This window comes from Streptomyces lasiicapitis (assembly GCF_014646335.1).
Taxonomy (GTDB): domain Bacteria; phylum Actinomycetota; class Actinomycetes; order Streptomycetales; family Streptomycetaceae; genus Streptomyces; species Streptomyces lasiicapitis.
In genome coordinates this window covers 630,568-646,334 of record NZ_BMNG01000003.1, presented here as the reverse complement: position 1 = coordinate 646,334, position 15,767 = coordinate 630,568, and the positions used below count along the sequence as shown (strand labels likewise).

The window sequence follows — 15,767 nt, the reverse complement described above, 5'->3', positions numbered from 1 at the left end:
GGCGATGGAGAGGTTCTGGTGCGAACCGTCGGTGCATCGTCGTCCGGGTCCCGAAGCCCGGTAAGGGCGCGCGCCCCCGGCGCACGGAGGCCCCGCAGGGCCTCGTGCAACGTGGGTACGTCGTTTTGAATCGGTCGCTTCAGAACATGCTAACGTCCGCGTTATGAAGCAATCGATCCAAAACATCGATCCCGCACGCCCCGGCCCGGCGGACACCCGGCAGGGCAGCCGAATGCCCCTCGCCGTCTACGTCTTGGCGCTCGGCATCTTCACCCAAGGAACCTCCGAGTTCATGCTGTCGGGGCTGCTGCCCGGCATGGCCGACGACCTCGGGGTTTCGATTCCCGACGCCGGGCTGCTCATCTCCGCGTTCGCGATCGGCATGGTCGTGGGCGCCCCGCTGCTTGCCGTCGCCACCCTGAGCTGGCCACGCCGCACGGCGCTTGTCGGCCTGCAGGCCGTGTTCATCGCGGGGCATGTGGTCGGCGCGCTCGCGCCTGGGTACGCCGTGCTGTTCGTGACCCGGGTCGTCAGCGCGCTCGCCTACGCCGGGTTCTGGGGCGTGGCCGTGGCCACCGCCGTCGCGCTCGTGCCGAGTGCCGCCAAGAGCAAGGCCGTCGCGCTCGTCGCGGGCGGGCTGACCATGGCGACCATCGTCGGCGTACCGGCGGGCACCGTGCTCAGCCAGTCGTCGAGCTGGCGGGCCGCGTTCTGGGCCGTCGCCGCCGCGACCGCCGTCAGCCTGGCCGCCACCGCGTTCGCGATACCGGCCGGTGGCGGCGAGGGCGAGGAGCCGCGCTCCGTGCGCGCCGAGCTGCGCGGCATGGCGCGGCCGCAGCTCTGGCTCTCGTACGCCATCACCGCCTTCGCCTTCGGCGCCGTCATCGTCACCTTCAGCTATCTCGCGCCTTTCCTGACGGACGAGAGCGGGCTCGGCGAGGGCGGGGTGCCCGCCGTGCTCGCGCTGTTCGGCGCGGGCGGGATGCTGGGGCTGATCATCGGCGGGCGCACCGCCCAGTCGCACGCCGTCGGCACCCTCGCCGTGGGGCTCGGCGCGCTCGCCGTCGTCTCGGCGGCCCTCGCGCTCACCGCGCATACGACGCTTGTCGTCGTGATCGGGCTGACCTTCCTGCTCGGCCTCGCCGGATACGTCACCAACCCGGCGCTCCAGTCACGCGTCTTCACCCTCGCCCCGGACGCGCCCACCCTCGTCGGCGCCACCAACACCGCCGCGTTCAATGTCGGCAATACGTTGGCGCCGATGCTCGGCGGTCTCACCATCGGAGCTGGGTACGGCTACACGTCCGTCGCCTGGCTCGGTGCCGGGCTCGCGGCGCTGGGGTGCGTGGGCGCGCTGTGGGCGGCACGGCTTGAGCGGACGGCTCGGCGGCAGGCGGCACGCACGTCACAGACAGGTGCCGACGCGGGTTTTGAAAAGATGTTCCAAAACGTTTAGTGTGGGTCCATGGCCAGGCCACGACAGTTCGACGAGGACCGCGTCATCACCGCGGCCATGGACACCTTCTGGCGTCATGGGTACGAGGGGACGTCCACCCGCGACCTGTGCGACAGCACCGGACTGGGCCCCTCCAGCCTCTACAACACCTTCGGCGGCAAGCGCGAGCTGTATCTGCGCACGCTGGAGCGCTACTACGAGACGGTCACCGCCGAGCAGATCGCGCGCCTGAACGAGCCCGGCTCCGCGAAGGAGCGGCTGCGCGCCATGATGCTGCACTCCCTCGACAGCGACCTCGACGACACCGACGGGCGGCGCGGCTGCTTCGCCATGAACGCCGCCGCCGAGGCCGCCGCCTCCGACCCGGACGTCAAGCGCGCCGTGCGGCGCTGCTTCGACCGGGTCGAGGACGAGCTGTGCGCGGTCGTGGGCGCGGGCCAGGGTGCGGGCGAGATCGCGTCGGAACGCGACGCCCGCACCCTGGCCCGCCTCGTGCAGAGCACGTACTACGGGCTTCGCGTGCTGAGCCGGGTCCAGGACGACCGGAAGGCTCTCCTGGCCACCGTCGACAGCACTCTCGCGGACCTCTAGACCAACTCCCGCTCTAAAAAGAACGTTCTACCGCGCGAACAGTTGTGTCCTGGGAACGACCTGCTGCGGTTGGTTCGGGCTCGACCAGAGCAGCTTCATGTGCGCCTCGCCCGTGTTCTCCGCGTAGTCGACGCGGATGCTGTGCCGCTTCCCGGACGTCAGCGCCACCTGCGCCTTGTCGATCTTCGGCTCGTGCGGGTTCCACGAGTCGATGACGAGCTTGCCGTCGATCCAGACGCGCACGACGTCGTCCGAGACGGTCGTGAGGGTGTACGTCTCGGTGTGGCGCGGCTCGACGGAGCCCGACCAGCGGACGCCGAAGCGGTCCGAGGGGATCGAGGCGTCCGGTGAACCCTCGAACTTCCAGGCGTGGTTGACCGTCGGGTCGGTGCGGGTGATCTTCGGGGAGCCGGACAGGTCGGCGTTGTCGAAGATCTCCTGCTTGAGGCCCTTGCCGGAGCCGGGGCGGGCCGTGCGGCCGGGGTCCACGGTCAGTTCGATGACGGTGGCGGTGGGGTTGGTCGCGGCGCCGGAGGGGGTGATGTCGTAGCCGTCGCCGGACTTGGTGACCGTCACCTTCTGCGAACTGCCCAGGACCCGGGCCGACTTGACGGCGAACTGCGTGCGCGCCGTGAGGTGCAGGGCCTGACCGGCCGCCGGCCACTGGGTGACCGCCGCGTACAGCTTGTCGCCCTTGCGGCTCACCGCGCCCCACTTGGGCTCCGCGACGAGACCGCCGTAGCGCGCGCCGTACACCGCGTCGCCCTGACCCGCCGTACGCAGCCAAGTACCCATCTCCTTGAGGCGGTCGACGGACGGCTGCGGGATGCGGCCGCGCGCGTCGGGGCCCACGTTCAGGAGGTAGTTGCCGCTGCGGGACGTGGTGGCCAGCAGGTTGCGTACGAGCGTCTGGCTCGACTTCCAGTTCTGGTCGTAACGGGCGAAGCCCCAGTGGTCGTTGAGGGTCATGCAGGACTCCCAGAGCTGGCCGTCGACCGGCGCGTCGGGGATCTCCTGCTCGGGGGTGCCGTAGTCGCCGTCGACCACGCGGCGCTTGCCGACGCGGTTGTTGATGACCAGGTCGGGGTTCAGTCCGCGCAGGTACGACTCCAGGCGCTCGCCGTCCCGCGACGTCCACGGGTTGTGCGGGTCCTCGGTGTCCCACTCGCCGTCGAACCAGAGCAGCGCCGGGTCGTAGTTGTCGACCAGCTCCTTGAGCTGCGCGTACATGCGCTTCTCGTACTTCGGGAACGTCGCCGGGTCCGAGAAGTCCGGGTCGTGCCAGTCCCAGATCGAGTAGTAGAAGCCGAGCTTGATGCCCGCGTCGTCGGAGGCCTTCTTCAGCTCGGCGAGGATGTCGCGCTTCTTGTCGAACGACGAATGGTCGCGCAGGTTGTACGAGTTGACCTTCGTGGGCCACATCGCGTAGCCCTCGTGGTGCTTGGACGTGATGACGATGTACTTCATCCCCGCGTCCTTGGCCGCCTTCACCACGGCCTTGGCGTCGAAGTCGGCCGGGTTGAAGCCCTGCGCCTGCTTCTCGTACTCGGCCGCGGGGATCTTGCACTCGCGCTTGATCCACTCGGCGTTGCGGCAGACCGTGCCGTCGGGGCGCTTGTACTCGCCCTCCAGGTTCGAGTACGCGCCGAAGTGGATGAACATGCCGAAGCGGTCCTGGCGGAACCAGTTCGCGCGGTCGGCGGTGAAGGGGTCGTCGGTGGCGTGGTCGGTGCCGGGGCCCGCGGCCTGCCGGGGCGGGGTGGGGGTGGGCTGCGCGGGTGTCGCGGCCGCGAGGGGTACGGCTGCGGCCGTGAGGGCGGCGCAGAGGAGCAGAGTGAGTCCGATGACTCTTCGTGGCATGAGCGGCTCCTGTTCATTGACGGAACGCTCGGGAACGTAGGAGCGGATACATCGGATGTCAATGGGGGGAACGGTGGCTTCCCCAGGGTCACTTCGGGCGTACGACACCATCTGGTCCGATGAATCCTGATAGCCGACGGTGCACCCGAACTAATCTCCGGAACATGTTTGGTGACCCTGGATCTCGCGATCAGCGTTGTGGCAGGCTCCTCCAAGTCCCCCCACCAGAACCGGAATTCAGGACATCTCTGTGCGCCGTAGTCGAAGCCGAAGCCGAATTTCCACCGTTGCCACCTGCGCCGTCGCCGTGCTCTCCCTCGCGCTGACCGGATGCGGAGGTGACGACGACTCCGGCGACGAGGGCGCGGCGAAGTCCACGGGGTCCGTGAAGTCGCCCGTGAAGGACGACGGCGAGAAGGCCGACGCAAAGAAGGACGCCAAGAAGTCCGCGTCGCCGACCCCGAGTCGTACGAAGAAGCCGAAGGCGACCGTGTCGCCGACCCCGGCGCGCACCAGCACCCCGACCGCCGCCGCCACCCCCACCCGGCCCCGCGCCAGCGCCCCCGCCGTGCCCCCGAAGAAGACCACGCGCCCCGCCACCGGGCCGCAGTCGGTGCAGGGCACCTGGTACCACGTGACGCGCGGCTCGGGCGGGCGGCTCATCGTCCTGACCGTCAACGGCACCTCGATGGACATGCGCTCCGGCGGCAAGTCCTGCCCGGGGACCATCACTTCCGCCATGGTCATCCGCGCGACCTGCATGGGCGAGGTCGGCAGCGGAACGGCCACACTCAGCGGCGGACAGCTCACGTTCAAGTGGCCCGGCCAGGGCGGCAACGACTACTTCCGGCGGACGCAGCCGCCGGCCTGAGCGAACCGGGACGCTGCGGCGAACGGCGTCCGGCCGGAGCATGAAGGGGCAGCCAACCTCCGGCCCGAGGGTTACGGAACGGGGCCGCGGCGGGCAAGAGTCACCTCGGTACGACACGAGTCACCGGTACTCTCCCGCGCCCGCCCCGACCCCCGGAGCCCCGTATGCCGCACCCGCCCCGCCGCCGCACCATACTGACCGCGTTCGCCGGAACGGCCGGTGCCGCCGTGGCCTGTTCGCCCGCGTCGTCGCAGGGTTCACCGGGCCCGGCGCCGGGGACGGCCGTTCGCACGCGCACCGGGACCGGGCCCGCGGCGGCGGCCACCGCGGCGGCCCGGCGGCTGCTCCCCCGCCACTGGGAGCAGATCACCTTCAGGACCGTGGCGGGCGAGCCGGGTGCCGGGGACACATTCCGGGTGTCCGGAAAGCGCGGTCACGTCGTCGTGTCCGGGCCCACCGCCGCCGTCCAGCTCACCGGCCTGAACCACTATCTGAAGCACACCGCGCACGCGTCGATCACCTGGGCGGGCGACCAGACCGACCTCCCGGCCACGCTGCCCGCCCCGGGCGCCCCCGTCACCAGACGCGCGAACGTGCCGCACCGCTTCGTCCTCAACGACACCAACGACGGCTATACGAACGCCTACGCCGACTGGCAGTACTGGGAGCACGAACTCGACGTACTCGCTCTGCACGGCTACAACGAAGTGCTTGTGTACGCGGGCGCCGACGCCGTCTACCACCGGCTGTTCCAGGAATTCGGTTACGGGGACGAGGAGTTGCGGTCCTGGGTGCCGGGCCCGGCGCACCAGCCGTGGTGGCTGCTGCAGAACATGTCGTCCTTCCCGCACCCCGTGTCACGGCAGTTGCTCGCCAAGCGCGCCCGCCTGGGGCGGCGCATTGCCGACCGGGCACGTGAGCTGGGCATGACACCTGTGCTGCCCGGTTACTTCGGCACCGTCCCCGCCGGGTTCGCCGACCGCAATCCGGGGGCGCGGACCGTACCGCAGGGCGACTGGGTCGGTTTCACGAGACCGGACTGGCTGGATCCGCGCACCGACGCGTTCGCGCGGGTCGCCGCGGCCTTCTACCGGACGCAGGACGAGCTGTTCGGTCCTTCGACGCTGTACAAAATGGACCTCCTTCACGAGGGCGGCAAGCCCGGCGACGTGCCGGTCGGGGACGCCGCGAAGGGCGTGGAGAAGGCCCTTCAGGCGGCGCATCCGGGCGCGGTCTGGGTGATCCTGGGCTGGCAGCACAACCCGCCGAAGGCCATCACCGACGCCGTCGACAGGTCCCACATGCTCGTCGTCGACGGGCTCTCCGACCGCTTCCCCACCGTCACCGACCGCGAGTCCGACTGGGGCTCCACGCCCTACACCTTCGGCTCCATCTGGAACTTCGGCGGGCACACCGTCCTCGGCGCGAACACCCCGGACTGGGCGGAGCTGTACGAGAAGTGGCGCACCAAGGACGGCAGTACCCTGCGCGGCATCGCGCTGATGCCGGAGGCCGCCGACAACAACCCCGCCGCCTTCGCCCTCTTCTCCGAACTGCCTTGGCGTGACACCGAGTTGGACGGCGAGCTGGATCTGAAGCGGTGGTTCGACGCGTGGTCGGTGAGCCGCTACGGAGCGGCCGACCCGCACGCCAGGGCCGCCTGGGACGTGCTGCGCCGCACCGCGTACGGCACGACGCGCGCCGACAAGTGGGCCGAGGGCGCCGACGGCCTTTTCGGGGCGCGGCCGGGGCTCGCGGTGACGTCGGCGGCGTCCTGGTCACCGAAGGCACTGCGGTACGAGGCGGCGGACTTCGAGCCCGCCCTCGATGAACTGCTGCTTGTGCGGCGGGAGTTGCGGAGGTCGTCCGCGTACCGCCGCGATCTGCTCGATGTGGCGCGCCAGGCCCTTTCCAACCGCAGCCGGGTGCTGCTGCCGCGCATCAAGTCGGCGTACGACGAGGGCGACACCGCCCGCTTCGACGCGCTCACCCGCACCTGGCTCGGGCTGCTCGACCTCCTCGACCGCCTCGTGGCGACCGACGCGCGGCATCTGCTCGGCCGCTGGGTGGCCGACGCCCGCGACTGGGGTGCGGACGCCCGCGAACGGGACCAACTCGCCTACGACCAGCTGTCGTTGGTGACGGTGTGGGGCACCCGCGCCGGGGCCGACGAGGGCCTGAAGGACTACGCGAACCGGGAGTGGGCGGGCCTGGTCGGCGGGCTCTACCGGCTGCGCTGGAAGACGTACTTCACCGAGCTGCGCGCGGCACTCGACGAGGGCCGCGACCCGAAGAACCCCAAGGAAACCGACTGGTTCGCCCTGGAGGACCGCTGGGCCCGCGACCCGGGGCGCCTCGCGGTCCGGCCCACCGGGGACACGTACGCGATCGCGAAGCTCGTACGCGACGAACTCGCCAAGTCCGACTGACACCGACAAGGCGCCGCACTCGCGGCGAGGGGAGTGATGCCGCGCCCGCGGACGGCTCGCGCACAAGTGCGCCGCGGGCGCGACCCCCTCACCGGAATCGAGTCAGTGCCTCACCGACGGTCGGTCAGTTCGGGCACTCCTTCCACTTCACGCGGTAGATGGTGCTGATGTCCCCGTCGGTGGAGTCCATCGTCATGAAGCTGGTCTTGGTGCGGTCCGAGGTGCCGAGGTCGACGCGCAGCTCGGTGTTGATGTTGAAGTTGCGCAGCTTGCCGCAGGGCGCCCAGACCAGCTGGGTGACCTCGGTCTCGTCGGTGGCCTGCCAGTTGTCGGCGACCGGGCCGTTGAAGGCGTGCGTCTTGGTCCCCGTGTCCGGGGAGCCCTGGAAGTAGTACGACGCCTTCTCGGTGCCCTTGGCACCCCTCTCCAGTGAGGCGAAGCCGCGGTAGTCGGCGCTCGCAATCGCGTAGGTGAAGCCGTGCGGGACGTGCACGATCAGGCTGAGCTGGCAGTTCTTGCGGAACGCCGTGGGCGCGGAGGTGCCGCCCGCCTGGGCGAGGTAGTCGCTGTAGGTGACGGTGAAGGCGGTGTTGTCCTCCGAGACGGCCACGGCCGCGGTGCCTCTGGGGCATCCTGAGCCGTTCACGGTGGCAACGTCGATCACGATCTTGTCCGGTGGCGGGTCACTGAACCCCGACGGGTCGGCGGCGGGCAGGCCCGCGCCGAGCAGGGCGGCAAGCGCGCCGCCGGCGAGTAGTGCAGCGGACATGGTTCTCCCATTCATTGCTTCGGCTCACGTCGGCAGGCGCGCGGAGCGGGCCGCCGTGAGGAGGGGGGTTGGAGCTGTGCTGGGAGGAACTGACTCAGCCCTCGCGCGGGAGCCGAGCGGCCTGCGCGCGATGAGCGGAGGCTGAGGGTGTTGGGATAGTACGGACCAGCGTGAGGCAGCGCCTAGGGCGATGTCCGGCCATGTACGGGGTCCGCCACGCGGCTCGTGGGACCGCAGGGGAGAAACGCTTCGCCGAACCGATCGGCGCTTGACGGGTATACGTCATCCTCAAACTCTGGTAGGAAACCTTCCTAACAGACAGCGGAACGCTGAACTCCCCCCACCCGGAGGCCCCGTTGCACACCCACCGCACGCCCAACCGCCGCCTCTCGCGACGTGCTGCCATCGGCCTCATCGGCGCCGCCCTCGTCGCCGGGCCACTCGCCGTGACCCAGGTCGCCGGCGCCGCCCCCGCACCCGAGGGCCCCGCCCCGGCCGCCAAGTCCGCTCCCGCGCACTCCGCCGCCACGGGGCTCGACGACCCGGCGAAGAAGGAGATCGCGATGAAGCTGGTCTCCAGCGCGGAGAACTCCTCATTGGACTGGAAGGCGCAGTACAAGTACATCGAGGACATAGGCGACGGCCGCGGCTACACCGCCGGCATCATCGGCTTCTGTTCCGGCACCGGCGACATGCTCGACCTCGTCGAGCTGTACGCGAAGCGCAAGCCCGGCAACGTACTGGAGAAGTACCTGCCCGCGCTGCGCGAGGTCGACGGCTCCGACTCGCACGAGGGCCTTGACCCGAACTTCACCAAGGACTGGGAGAAGGCGGCGAAGGACCCGGCCTTCCAGCAGGCCCAGAACGACGAGCGCGACCGCGTCTACTTCAACCCGGCGGTCAAGCAGGGCAAGGCCGACGGCATCGGCACGCTCGGCCAGTTCGCCTACTACGACGCGATCGTCATGCACGGCGACGGCGGCGACAGGACGAGCTTCACCAACATCCGCAAGCGCGCCCTCACCAAGGCCAAGCCCCCGACGCAGGGCGGCGACGAGGTCAAGTACCTCCACGCGTTCCTGGACGCGCGGGTGTGGGCGATGAAGCAGGAGGAGGCCCACGAGGACACCAGCCGCGTGGACACCGCGCAGCGCGTGTTCCTCAACAAGAAGAACCTGAACCTGAACCCGCCGCTGGACTGGAAGGTGTACGGGGAGTCGTTCCGCATCGGCGGCTGACCGCCGGCTGACCGCCGGGTGGGCGCCGGGCGAGCGGCGAGAAGGCGCTGCCCGGCGCGGGGCGCTCGCAGGCATCGGGGGGTGCCTCCGGGCGCCGCCGCGACAGCCACCGCCGTCGCCGCCGCCGTCCCCACGAGCGCGGGAGCCGTGGACGGCTGGCGCTCGGTCGGCGCCGGCATCAAAATCGGCTTCCGCGGTCGATGTCCGCCACACGGTGGTGGGCGGCCGCCACGTGGTACGCGACGGCGAACACACCTTGCTCCCGGGCGTGCCGTCGACTTTGACAGAGGCGGTGTCGACGCTGCGCTGGCCCTTCCCCCACCCCGCCCCTTCCCGAAACTGGGGGCTCTGCCCCCAGACCCCCGCTCCTCAAACGCCGGAGGGGCTATAGACAGCCCGTCCGGCGTTTGAGGACGAGCCGCGAAGCGGCGATGGCGGGGGTCCAGGGGGCGGCAGCCCCCTGGTTACGGGAAGGGGCGCCCGCGCGCGGAACAGGGCGGCAGGTTGGCAGCCGTCTGGGCCGACCGGGGCGACGGTGCGGGGCGTCCGGCGACGGTGTTCGCGGCGCCCTTCTCCGTCAACGCGTACGGCGACATGAAGTTCGGCGCCGTACGCAAGGCCACGTACCGGGCCCCGTACCCGGACGGCGACATCCGCCACGTCTCCGACATCGCGGTCACCGGGACGGGCCGCCTCCTGGTGGGCTCGGCGGCGGACGCGGGCGACGACGGGCCCTTCGACTCGGCGGTGAACGACGCGGGGCGCCTCACCGTACGGACTGACGGCAGCGTGGCCCTGTCGATCCGTCAGAACCGTGACTCCCTTGAGCAGTTCAAGGGATACAAGGTCGAGGCCGTGGACTGTCTGCCCGGGGGCGGACCGGCGCTGCTCGGCACGGACGACGAGAACGCGGGCGGCTCGGTCAGCACCTCGGGGCTCTGCCGCTGAGGCGAGCGCGGGGTGCGGGGTGCGGGGTTGCGGGGCACCGGGCCTAAAACCTGTTGCTCCACGGCGGCCCCGCCGCCTACGTTCGCGAGCATGACTGCGTACGTACTGGTACATGGCAGCCACAGCGCGGGCGCCTTCTGGGCGCCCATCGCAAGGGAGTTGGGCCTTCGTGGGCACCGCGTCGTCGCGGTGGACCAGCCGTTGCACGGCGCGGAGGTCCACTTGCCCCTCTCCTATCAGACCCAGGATCCGGACGCGCTCGCGACCGAGCCGACGCCGCTCGCGGATGTCGGCCTGGACGACTTCGAGCGGCGCGTCACCCAGGCGGTGCGCCGGGCGGCGCACGCCGCGCCCGGCGGGCGGGTGGTCCTCGTCGGACACAGCATGGGCGGCTTGTCCGTCACCCGGGTGGCGAACGCCGTGCCCGAACTCCTGGAGCACCTGGTCTACATGTCGGCGGTCTGCTTCAGCCCCGACTTGCCCAGCATCAACGACATCATGACCGCACCCGAGGCCGCCACCGCGGTCGTGCCCGCCGAGCAGGTCATCGGCGACCCGGCGAAGCTCGGGGTGCTGCGGCTCAACTTCCGCAGCGGCGACGCCAAGGACCTCGCGGTGTTCAAGGAGATGTTCTGCGCGGACTACGCGGACGTCGACTTCCTGCGCGTGCTGGCCGGACTGCAGCCGGACGAGGCGTTCCGTGTGAACGGCGACCCCTCCGTCGGCGAGGTCGCGACCTGGGGCCGCGTTCCGCGTACGTATCTGCGCTTCGGCAAGGACCGGCTCATCCCCCTGGCGCTCCAGGACCGCATGATCCGGACGGCGGACGAGCGGACGCCGGACAACACGTTCCGGGTCCGGAGCTTCCCGGCGGCGCCCCACATGGGGCCGCTCGACACCGGGCCGATCGTGGACGCGCTGGCCGGGGCCGGGAGCTGACGCGGTCGCGGGGCGGGCCCGAGGGCGCCGCCCCGCGACGGGTCAGTGTGCCGCGGCCTGCTTCGGCACCCGTGTCTCCGAGATCTCTCCTCCCGGTTCCATCGGTGCCGTGACCTCGTCGGCCTCGCCGCCCTTGCCGGTGTGGTTGAAGAGGAGGTTCAGGACGACCGCGGCGACGCAGCCGGTGGAGATGCCGGAGTCGAGGATGATCTTCGCGGTCTCCGGGAACGCGTGGTAGAACTCCGGCGCGGAGATCGGGATGAGGCCGACGGCCAGCGAGACGGCGACGATCAGGACGTTGTTGTCCTTCTCCAGGCCCGCCTTGACGAGGGTCTGGATGCCGCTCGCGGCGACCGAGCCGAACAGGACGACGCCCGCGCCGCCGAGCACCGGGCGCGGCACCACCGCGATGAGCGAGGCGGCCATCGGGCACAGGCCCATCAGGACCAGGAAGCCGCCGCCGGTGGCGACGACGTACCGGCTGCGGATCTTCGTCATCGCGACCAGGCCGATGTTCTGCGCGAACGCGCTGCACATGAAGCCGTTGAAGAGCGGGCTGACGGCGGAGCCGAGGGTGTCGGCACGCAGTCCCGCGGCGATGGTCTTCTCGTCGGCGGGGCGGTCCACGATCTCGCCGAGGGCGAGCATGTCGGCCGTCGACTCGGTCATGGAGACGACCATGACGACACAGAGGGAGACGATCGCGGCGGCGGCGAACTGCGGGGCGCCGAAGTGGAACGGCGTCGGGAAGCCGACCACGTCCGCGTCGGCGACCGGGGCGAAGTCCGTGACGTCGAAGGGGATCGCCACCAGCGTGCCGATGACCAGGCCGAGGAGCACCGCGATCTGCTTCACGAAGCCGCGCGTGAAGCGGCGCAGGAGCAGCACGATGACGAGCGTGGCGCCGGCCAGGGACAGGTACTTGGTCGAGCCGTAGTCGCCGGCCGCCGGATTCGGGCCCTGCATCCAGCCGAAGGCCACCGGCATCAGGGAGATGCCGATGAGCGTGATGACCGTGCCCGTGACCACGGGCGGGAAGAAGCGGACCATCTTGGAGAAGAACGGCGCGGCTATGAAGCCGAGGAGTCCCGCGACGATCACCGCGCCGAAGATGATCGGCAGCGCGTCGTCCTTATCCTTCGTCGAGTCGACGACGGCGAGCATGGGCGCGACACCGGCGAAGGTGACGCCGTTGACGAACGGCAGTCGTGCGCCGATCTTCCAGATGCCGAGCGTCTGCAGGAAGGTCGCGAGACCGGCCGTGAACAGACACGCTCCGGTGAGGAAGGTGAGTTCCTTCGCCGACAGGCCTACGGCCGCGCCCACGATAAGCGGCGGCGCGACGACGCCCGCGTACATGGCGGCGACGTGCTGGAGGCCGGTGGTGGCCATCTTCAGCGCGGGGAGCTTCTCGTCGACGGGGTGTGGGGGCCCTTCGGCCAGGGGGGTTCCGTCGGGATGTGGGGTCCCTTCGGGCTGTGGGGTGTTGCCTTGCTTGGTGAACCTGGGCTTGGTCGCCACTGCGGCTCCTCCGTCTGTTTTCCTGTGCCGGCTGCGGACCGGCACGCGCTTCTGGGAGGTGGTGCGTGATGCAAGGACTTGCTCGTTATGCGGTTGTGAAGCGCCCAGGTAGTACTGACCGCCCCGGCAACGTGAAGCTTTGGGCCACGTTCCGGGGCGGCACTCGAGCAGCCCGCTCGGCTGCTCGAGTCCGGTCGGGGGCCGTCCCCCCCGACCGGAGATCCAGGGGTCAGCTCTCGGCGGTGATGCGCGCGAGTCGCTGGGCCTCGTCCCGCGTGACGCGGGCGATGGCGTCCTCGTCGACGTGCAGCAGGCGGCCGTTCTCGACCACCGGCTCGCCGTTGACGAGGGAGAGGGTCACCGGCGCGGCCGCGCCGAAGACGATGGCGGTGACCGGGTCGGCGATCGAGGAGTGCCCGATGCCGTCGATCTTCCAGAGGACCAGGTCGGCGAGCTTGCCGGCCTCCAGCGAGCCGATCTGGCTCGCGCGGCCGAGGACCTGGGCTCCGCCGTACGTCCCCAGGCGCAGGGCCTGACGGGCGTTCAGGGCGGCTTCCTTGTGGGCGCCCAGGCGGTTGATGAGGAGCGCGTTGCGCAGTTCGGTGTGCAGTTCGCCGGACTCGTTGGACGCGGTGCCGTCCACGCCGAGGCCGACGGGGACGCCCGCCGCGAGCATGTCCGGGACGCGGGCGATGCCGGCGGCGAGGCGGGCGTTGGAGGAGGGGCAGTGGGCGACACCGGTGCCGGTGCGCGCGAAGGCCTCGATGTCGGAGTCGTTCATGTGGACGCAGTGCGCCATCCACACGTCCTCACCGAGCCAGCCGGTGGACGCGAAGTAGTCGGTCGGGCCCAGGCCGAACAGCTCGTGGCAGAACTTCTCCTCCTCGACCGTCTCGGACCCGTGGGTGTGCAGGCGTACACCGAGGCGGCGCGCCAACTCGGCGCCCTGCTTCATGAGTTCGGTGGAGACGGAGAAGGGCGAGCAGGGGGCGACAGCCACCTGCGTCATGGCGCCGAAGGACGCGTCGTGGTGCTTCTTGACGGTCTCCTCGGTGGCGGCGAGCGCGCCTTCGAGGGTCTCGACGGCGAAGTCCGGCGGCAGGCCGCCGTCCTTCTCGCTGCGGTCCATGGAGCCGCGCGCCAGGGTGAAGCGCACGCCCATCTCGCGGGCCGCCCCGATGATGGCGCCGGACAGGTCGCCGGAACCCTTGGGGTAGACGTAGTGGTGATCCATGGCGGTGGTGACGCCACCGCGGGCCATCATGCCGAGGGAGCCCTGCGCGGCGGCGCGGACCATGTCCTCGTCGATGCGCGCCCACGTCGGGTACAGCGCCACCAGCCAGTTGAAGAGGTTGTGGTCGGTGGCCAGGCCGCGGGTGATCCACTGGTAGAAGTGGTGGTGGGTGTTCACCAGGCCGGGGGTGACCAGGTGGCCGGTGCCGTCGACACGGCGTACGACGTTCTCCAGGCCCTCGGGGGCCTTCCCGGCGCCGATCGACTCGATCGTGTTGCCCGCGACGACCACGTACCCCGAGGCGTACTCGGTGTCGTTGGCGTCCACGGTCGCGATGGCGCAGTTCTCGATGACGATGCGCGCCGCCGCGCCTTCGGGGGTTGCCGATGCTGCCATGGTGCTTCCTTTGGTGAGTGGCGATGTGGGCACGGCATGACCCTAGGAAGATTTGAGTGCCGCGGCCGCGTTCTGCGCGGTGCCACGGGTGCCGAGGTGGTGGAAGAACAGGTTGAGCGAGACCGCGGTGAGCGCGCCCGCGCTGATGCCGGAGCCGAGCACGGTCTGCGCCCAGGCGGGGAAGTCGGCGTAGAAGGCGGGCGCGGCGAGCGGGATGATGCCCGCCCCGAGCGACACGGCCACCAGGATGATGTTGGAGCTGTCGTCAAGGCCCGCCTCGGAGAGCGTACGGATGCCGCTGACCGCGATGGAGCCGAAGAGGACGATGCCCGCGCCGCCGAGCACCGGCATCGGTACGAGGCTGACGACCGCGCCGAGCGCCGGGAAGGCGCCGAGGACGAGGAGCGCCCCGCCCGCGACGGCGACGACGTAGCGGCTGCGTACACGTGTCAGGGAGACGACGCCGACGTTCTGCGCGAACGCGGAGGTCGGGAAGCCGCCGAAGACCGGGCCGACGAGGGTGGCGATGCCGTCGGTGCGCAGACCGCGGGTGATGGTCTTCCCATCGGTCTTGCGTTCGCAGATCTCGCCGAGGGCGAGCATGCCGGCGCTGGACTCGGTCATCAGGACGAGCATCACGATGCACAGGGACAGGATCGCGGCGGGCTGGAACTCGGGGGCGCCGAAGGCGAACGGCGTGGGGACGGCGGCGACGGGCGCGGACTTCAGCGCGGCGAAGTCGGCCATCCCGAACGGGATCGCGGCGAGTGTGCCCACCAACAGGCCCATGAGCAGGGCGACTTGCTTGAGGAAGCCGCGGCCGAAGCGCTGGAAGAGCAGGATCACGGCGAGCGTGAAGGCGGCGAGCGCGAGGGAGCGCATGTCGCCGAAGTCGGCGGCCTCCTTGTCGCCGCCCTGCGCCCAGGTGACGGGCACGGGCATCAGCGTCACGCCGATGAGGGTGATGACGACGCCGGTGACGAGCGGCGGGAAGAAGCGCAGGAGACGCCCGAAGAAGGGGCCGACGGCGAGGCAGAAGACGCCCGCGACCATCACCGCGCCGTAGATGGCGGGGAGTTGGTGTCCCGTCGCGCTGTTCTCGGCGATGGCGAGGATGGGCGCGATGCCCGCCGAGGAGGCGGCGTTCACGAACGGCAGGCGGTTGCCCACGACTCCTTTGACGCCGAGGGTCTGCAGGAGGGTGGCGAGACCGGCGATGAGCAGGCTCGCGGCGATCAGCCGGGTCTGGGCGGCGGTGTCGAGGCCGACGGCCTGGCCGATGATGAGCGGAGGGGTGACGACGCCCGCGTACATGGCGGCGATGTGCTGGAGCGCGGCGGGGACGAGCCGCGAGGGGTGGAGCTTCTCGTCCACCGGGTGGCACTCGTCCACCGGGCTGCCCTCGTCCACCGGGCTGCCCTCATCCACGGAGCGACAGACGGGAGTTGAGTCTCCGTCAGGTATTGCGGGCTGTGCCATGCCTTTCGTTCCCTCCGGTGTGGCGCGCCCCGGCCG

General features: G+C 70.5%; 12 protein-coding genes. 7 read left to right on the top strand and 5 right to left on the bottom strand.

The window, feature by feature from the left end; genetic code table 11:
* Positions 1–232 precede the first annotated feature (232 nt).
* Positions 233–1,456, top strand: coding sequence for a Cmx/CmrA family chloramphenicol efflux MFS transporter (locus IEY91_RS08320; protein ID WP_189173496.1), 1,224 nt, complete (start codon positions 233–235; stop codon positions 1,454–1,456).
* 9 nt (positions 1,457–1,465) lie between these two features.
* Entirely contained in the window at positions 1,466–2,047 is a 582-nt protein-coding gene (locus IEY91_RS08315; protein WP_229696786.1) for a TetR/AcrR family transcriptional regulator, read from the top strand.
* Positions 2,048–2,074: 27 nt separating this feature from the next.
* Here the strand turns inward: IEY91_RS08315 and IEY91_RS08310 are convergent, their stop codons facing one another.
* The gene (locus IEY91_RS08310; RefSeq protein ID WP_189173423.1) at positions 2,075–3,907 is read right to left on the bottom strand and encodes an alpha-L-fucosidase; all 1,833 of its coding nucleotides are present in this window, start codon (positions 3,905–3,907) and stop codon (positions 2,075–2,077) included.
* Between the two features lie 307 nt (positions 3,908–4,214).
* Between IEY91_RS08310 and IEY91_RS08305 the strand changes: the two genes are divergently transcribed.
* The gene (locus tag IEY91_RS08305; protein ID WP_189173422.1) at positions 4,215–4,778 is read left to right on the top strand and encodes a hypothetical protein; all 564 of its coding nucleotides are present in this window, start codon (positions 4,215–4,217) and stop codon (positions 4,776–4,778) included.
* A gap of 164 nt (positions 4,779–4,942) precedes the next feature.
* A complete protein-coding gene (locus tag IEY91_RS08300) occupies positions 4,943–7,207 on the top strand; it encodes an alpha-N-acetylglucosaminidase (protein WP_189173421.1) in 2,265 nt (754 codons plus the stop codon).
* A gap of 124 nt (positions 7,208–7,331) precedes the next feature.
* Here the strand turns inward: IEY91_RS08300 and IEY91_RS08295 are convergent, their stop codons facing one another.
* Positions 7,332–7,976, bottom strand: coding sequence for a DUF4360 domain-containing protein (locus IEY91_RS08295; RefSeq protein WP_164318965.1), 645 nt, complete (start codon positions 7,974–7,976; stop codon positions 7,332–7,334).
* Positions 7,977–8,332: 356 nt separating this feature from the next.
* Between IEY91_RS08295 and IEY91_RS08290 the strand changes: the two genes are divergently transcribed.
* From IEY91_RS08290 to IEY91_RS08280, 3 genes are all read left to right on the top strand, one after another.
* The gene (locus tag IEY91_RS08290; protein WP_164318968.1) at positions 8,333–9,214 is read left to right on the top strand and encodes a chitosanase; all 882 of its coding nucleotides are present in this window, start codon (positions 8,333–8,335) and stop codon (positions 9,212–9,214) included.
* A 504-nt stretch (positions 9,215–9,718) separates the two neighbouring features.
* Positions 9,719–10,162, top strand: coding sequence for a hypothetical protein (locus tag IEY91_RS08285; RefSeq protein ID WP_189173420.1), 444 nt, complete (start codon positions 9,719–9,721; stop codon positions 10,160–10,162).
* A gap of 90 nt (positions 10,163–10,252) precedes the next feature.
* Positions 10,253–11,101: an alpha/beta hydrolase gene (locus IEY91_RS08280; RefSeq protein ID WP_189173419.1), complete on the top strand. Its 849-nt coding sequence runs from the start codon at positions 10,253–10,255 to the stop codon at positions 11,099–11,101.
* A gap of 42 nt (positions 11,102–11,143) precedes the next feature.
* Here the strand turns inward: IEY91_RS08280 and IEY91_RS08275 are convergent, their stop codons facing one another.
* The 3 genes from IEY91_RS08275 to IEY91_RS08265 form a co-directional block, all read right to left on the bottom strand.
* Positions 11,144–12,493: a nucleobase:cation symporter-2 family protein gene (locus tag IEY91_RS08275; protein WP_164328073.1), complete on the bottom strand. Its 1,350-nt coding sequence runs from the start codon at positions 12,491–12,493 to the stop codon at positions 11,144–11,146.
* Between the two features lie 358 nt (positions 12,494–12,851).
* The gene (locus IEY91_RS08270) at positions 12,852–14,252 is read right to left on the bottom strand and encodes an 8-oxoguanine deaminase (protein WP_189173418.1); all 1,401 of its coding nucleotides are present in this window, start codon (positions 14,250–14,252) and stop codon (positions 12,852–12,854) included.
* 42 nt (positions 14,253–14,294) lie between these two features.
* The gene (locus IEY91_RS08265) at positions 14,295–15,731 is read right to left on the bottom strand and encodes a nucleobase:cation symporter-2 family protein (protein WP_373287904.1); all 1,437 of its coding nucleotides are present in this window, start codon (positions 15,729–15,731) and stop codon (positions 14,295–14,297) included.
* Positions 15,732–15,767 lie beyond the last annotated feature (36 nt).

What these genes read in the sequence shown, in the direction of transcription:
- IEY91_RS08320 (WP_189173496.1), top strand. Translation starts at nt 233, where the DNA reads ATGCCCCTCGCCGTCTACGTCTTGGCGCTCGGCATCTTCACCCAAGGA.
- IEY91_RS08315 (WP_229696786.1), top strand. Translation starts at nt 1,466, where the DNA reads ATGGCCAGGCCACGACAGTTCGACGAGGACCGCGTCATCACCGCGGCC.
- IEY91_RS08310 (WP_189173423.1), bottom strand. Translation starts at nt 3,907, where the DNA reads ATGCCACGAAGAGTCATCGGACTCACTCTGCTCCTCTGCGCCGCCCTC.
- IEY91_RS08300 (WP_189173421.1), top strand. Translation starts at nt 4,943, where the DNA reads ATGCCGCACCCGCCCCGCCGCCGCACCATACTGACCGCGTTCGCCGGA.
- IEY91_RS08295 (WP_164318965.1), bottom strand. Translation starts at nt 7,976, where the DNA reads ATGTCCGCTGCACTACTCGCCGGCGGCGCGCTTGCCGCCCTGCTCGGC.
- IEY91_RS08280 (WP_189173419.1), top strand. Translation starts at nt 10,253, where the DNA reads ATGACTGCGTACGTACTGGTACATGGCAGCCACAGCGCGGGCGCCTTC.
- IEY91_RS08275 (WP_164328073.1), bottom strand. Translation starts at nt 12,493, where the DNA reads ATGGCCACCACCGGCCTCCAGCACGTCGCCGCCATGTACGCGGGCGTC.
- IEY91_RS08270 (WP_189173418.1), bottom strand. Translation starts at nt 14,252, where the DNA reads ATGGCAGCATCGGCAACCCCCGAAGGCGCGGCGGCGCGCATCGTCATC.
- IEY91_RS08265 (WP_373287904.1), bottom strand. Translation starts at nt 15,731, where the DNA reads ATGGCACAGCCCGCAATACCTGACGGAGACTCAACTCCCGTCTGTCGC.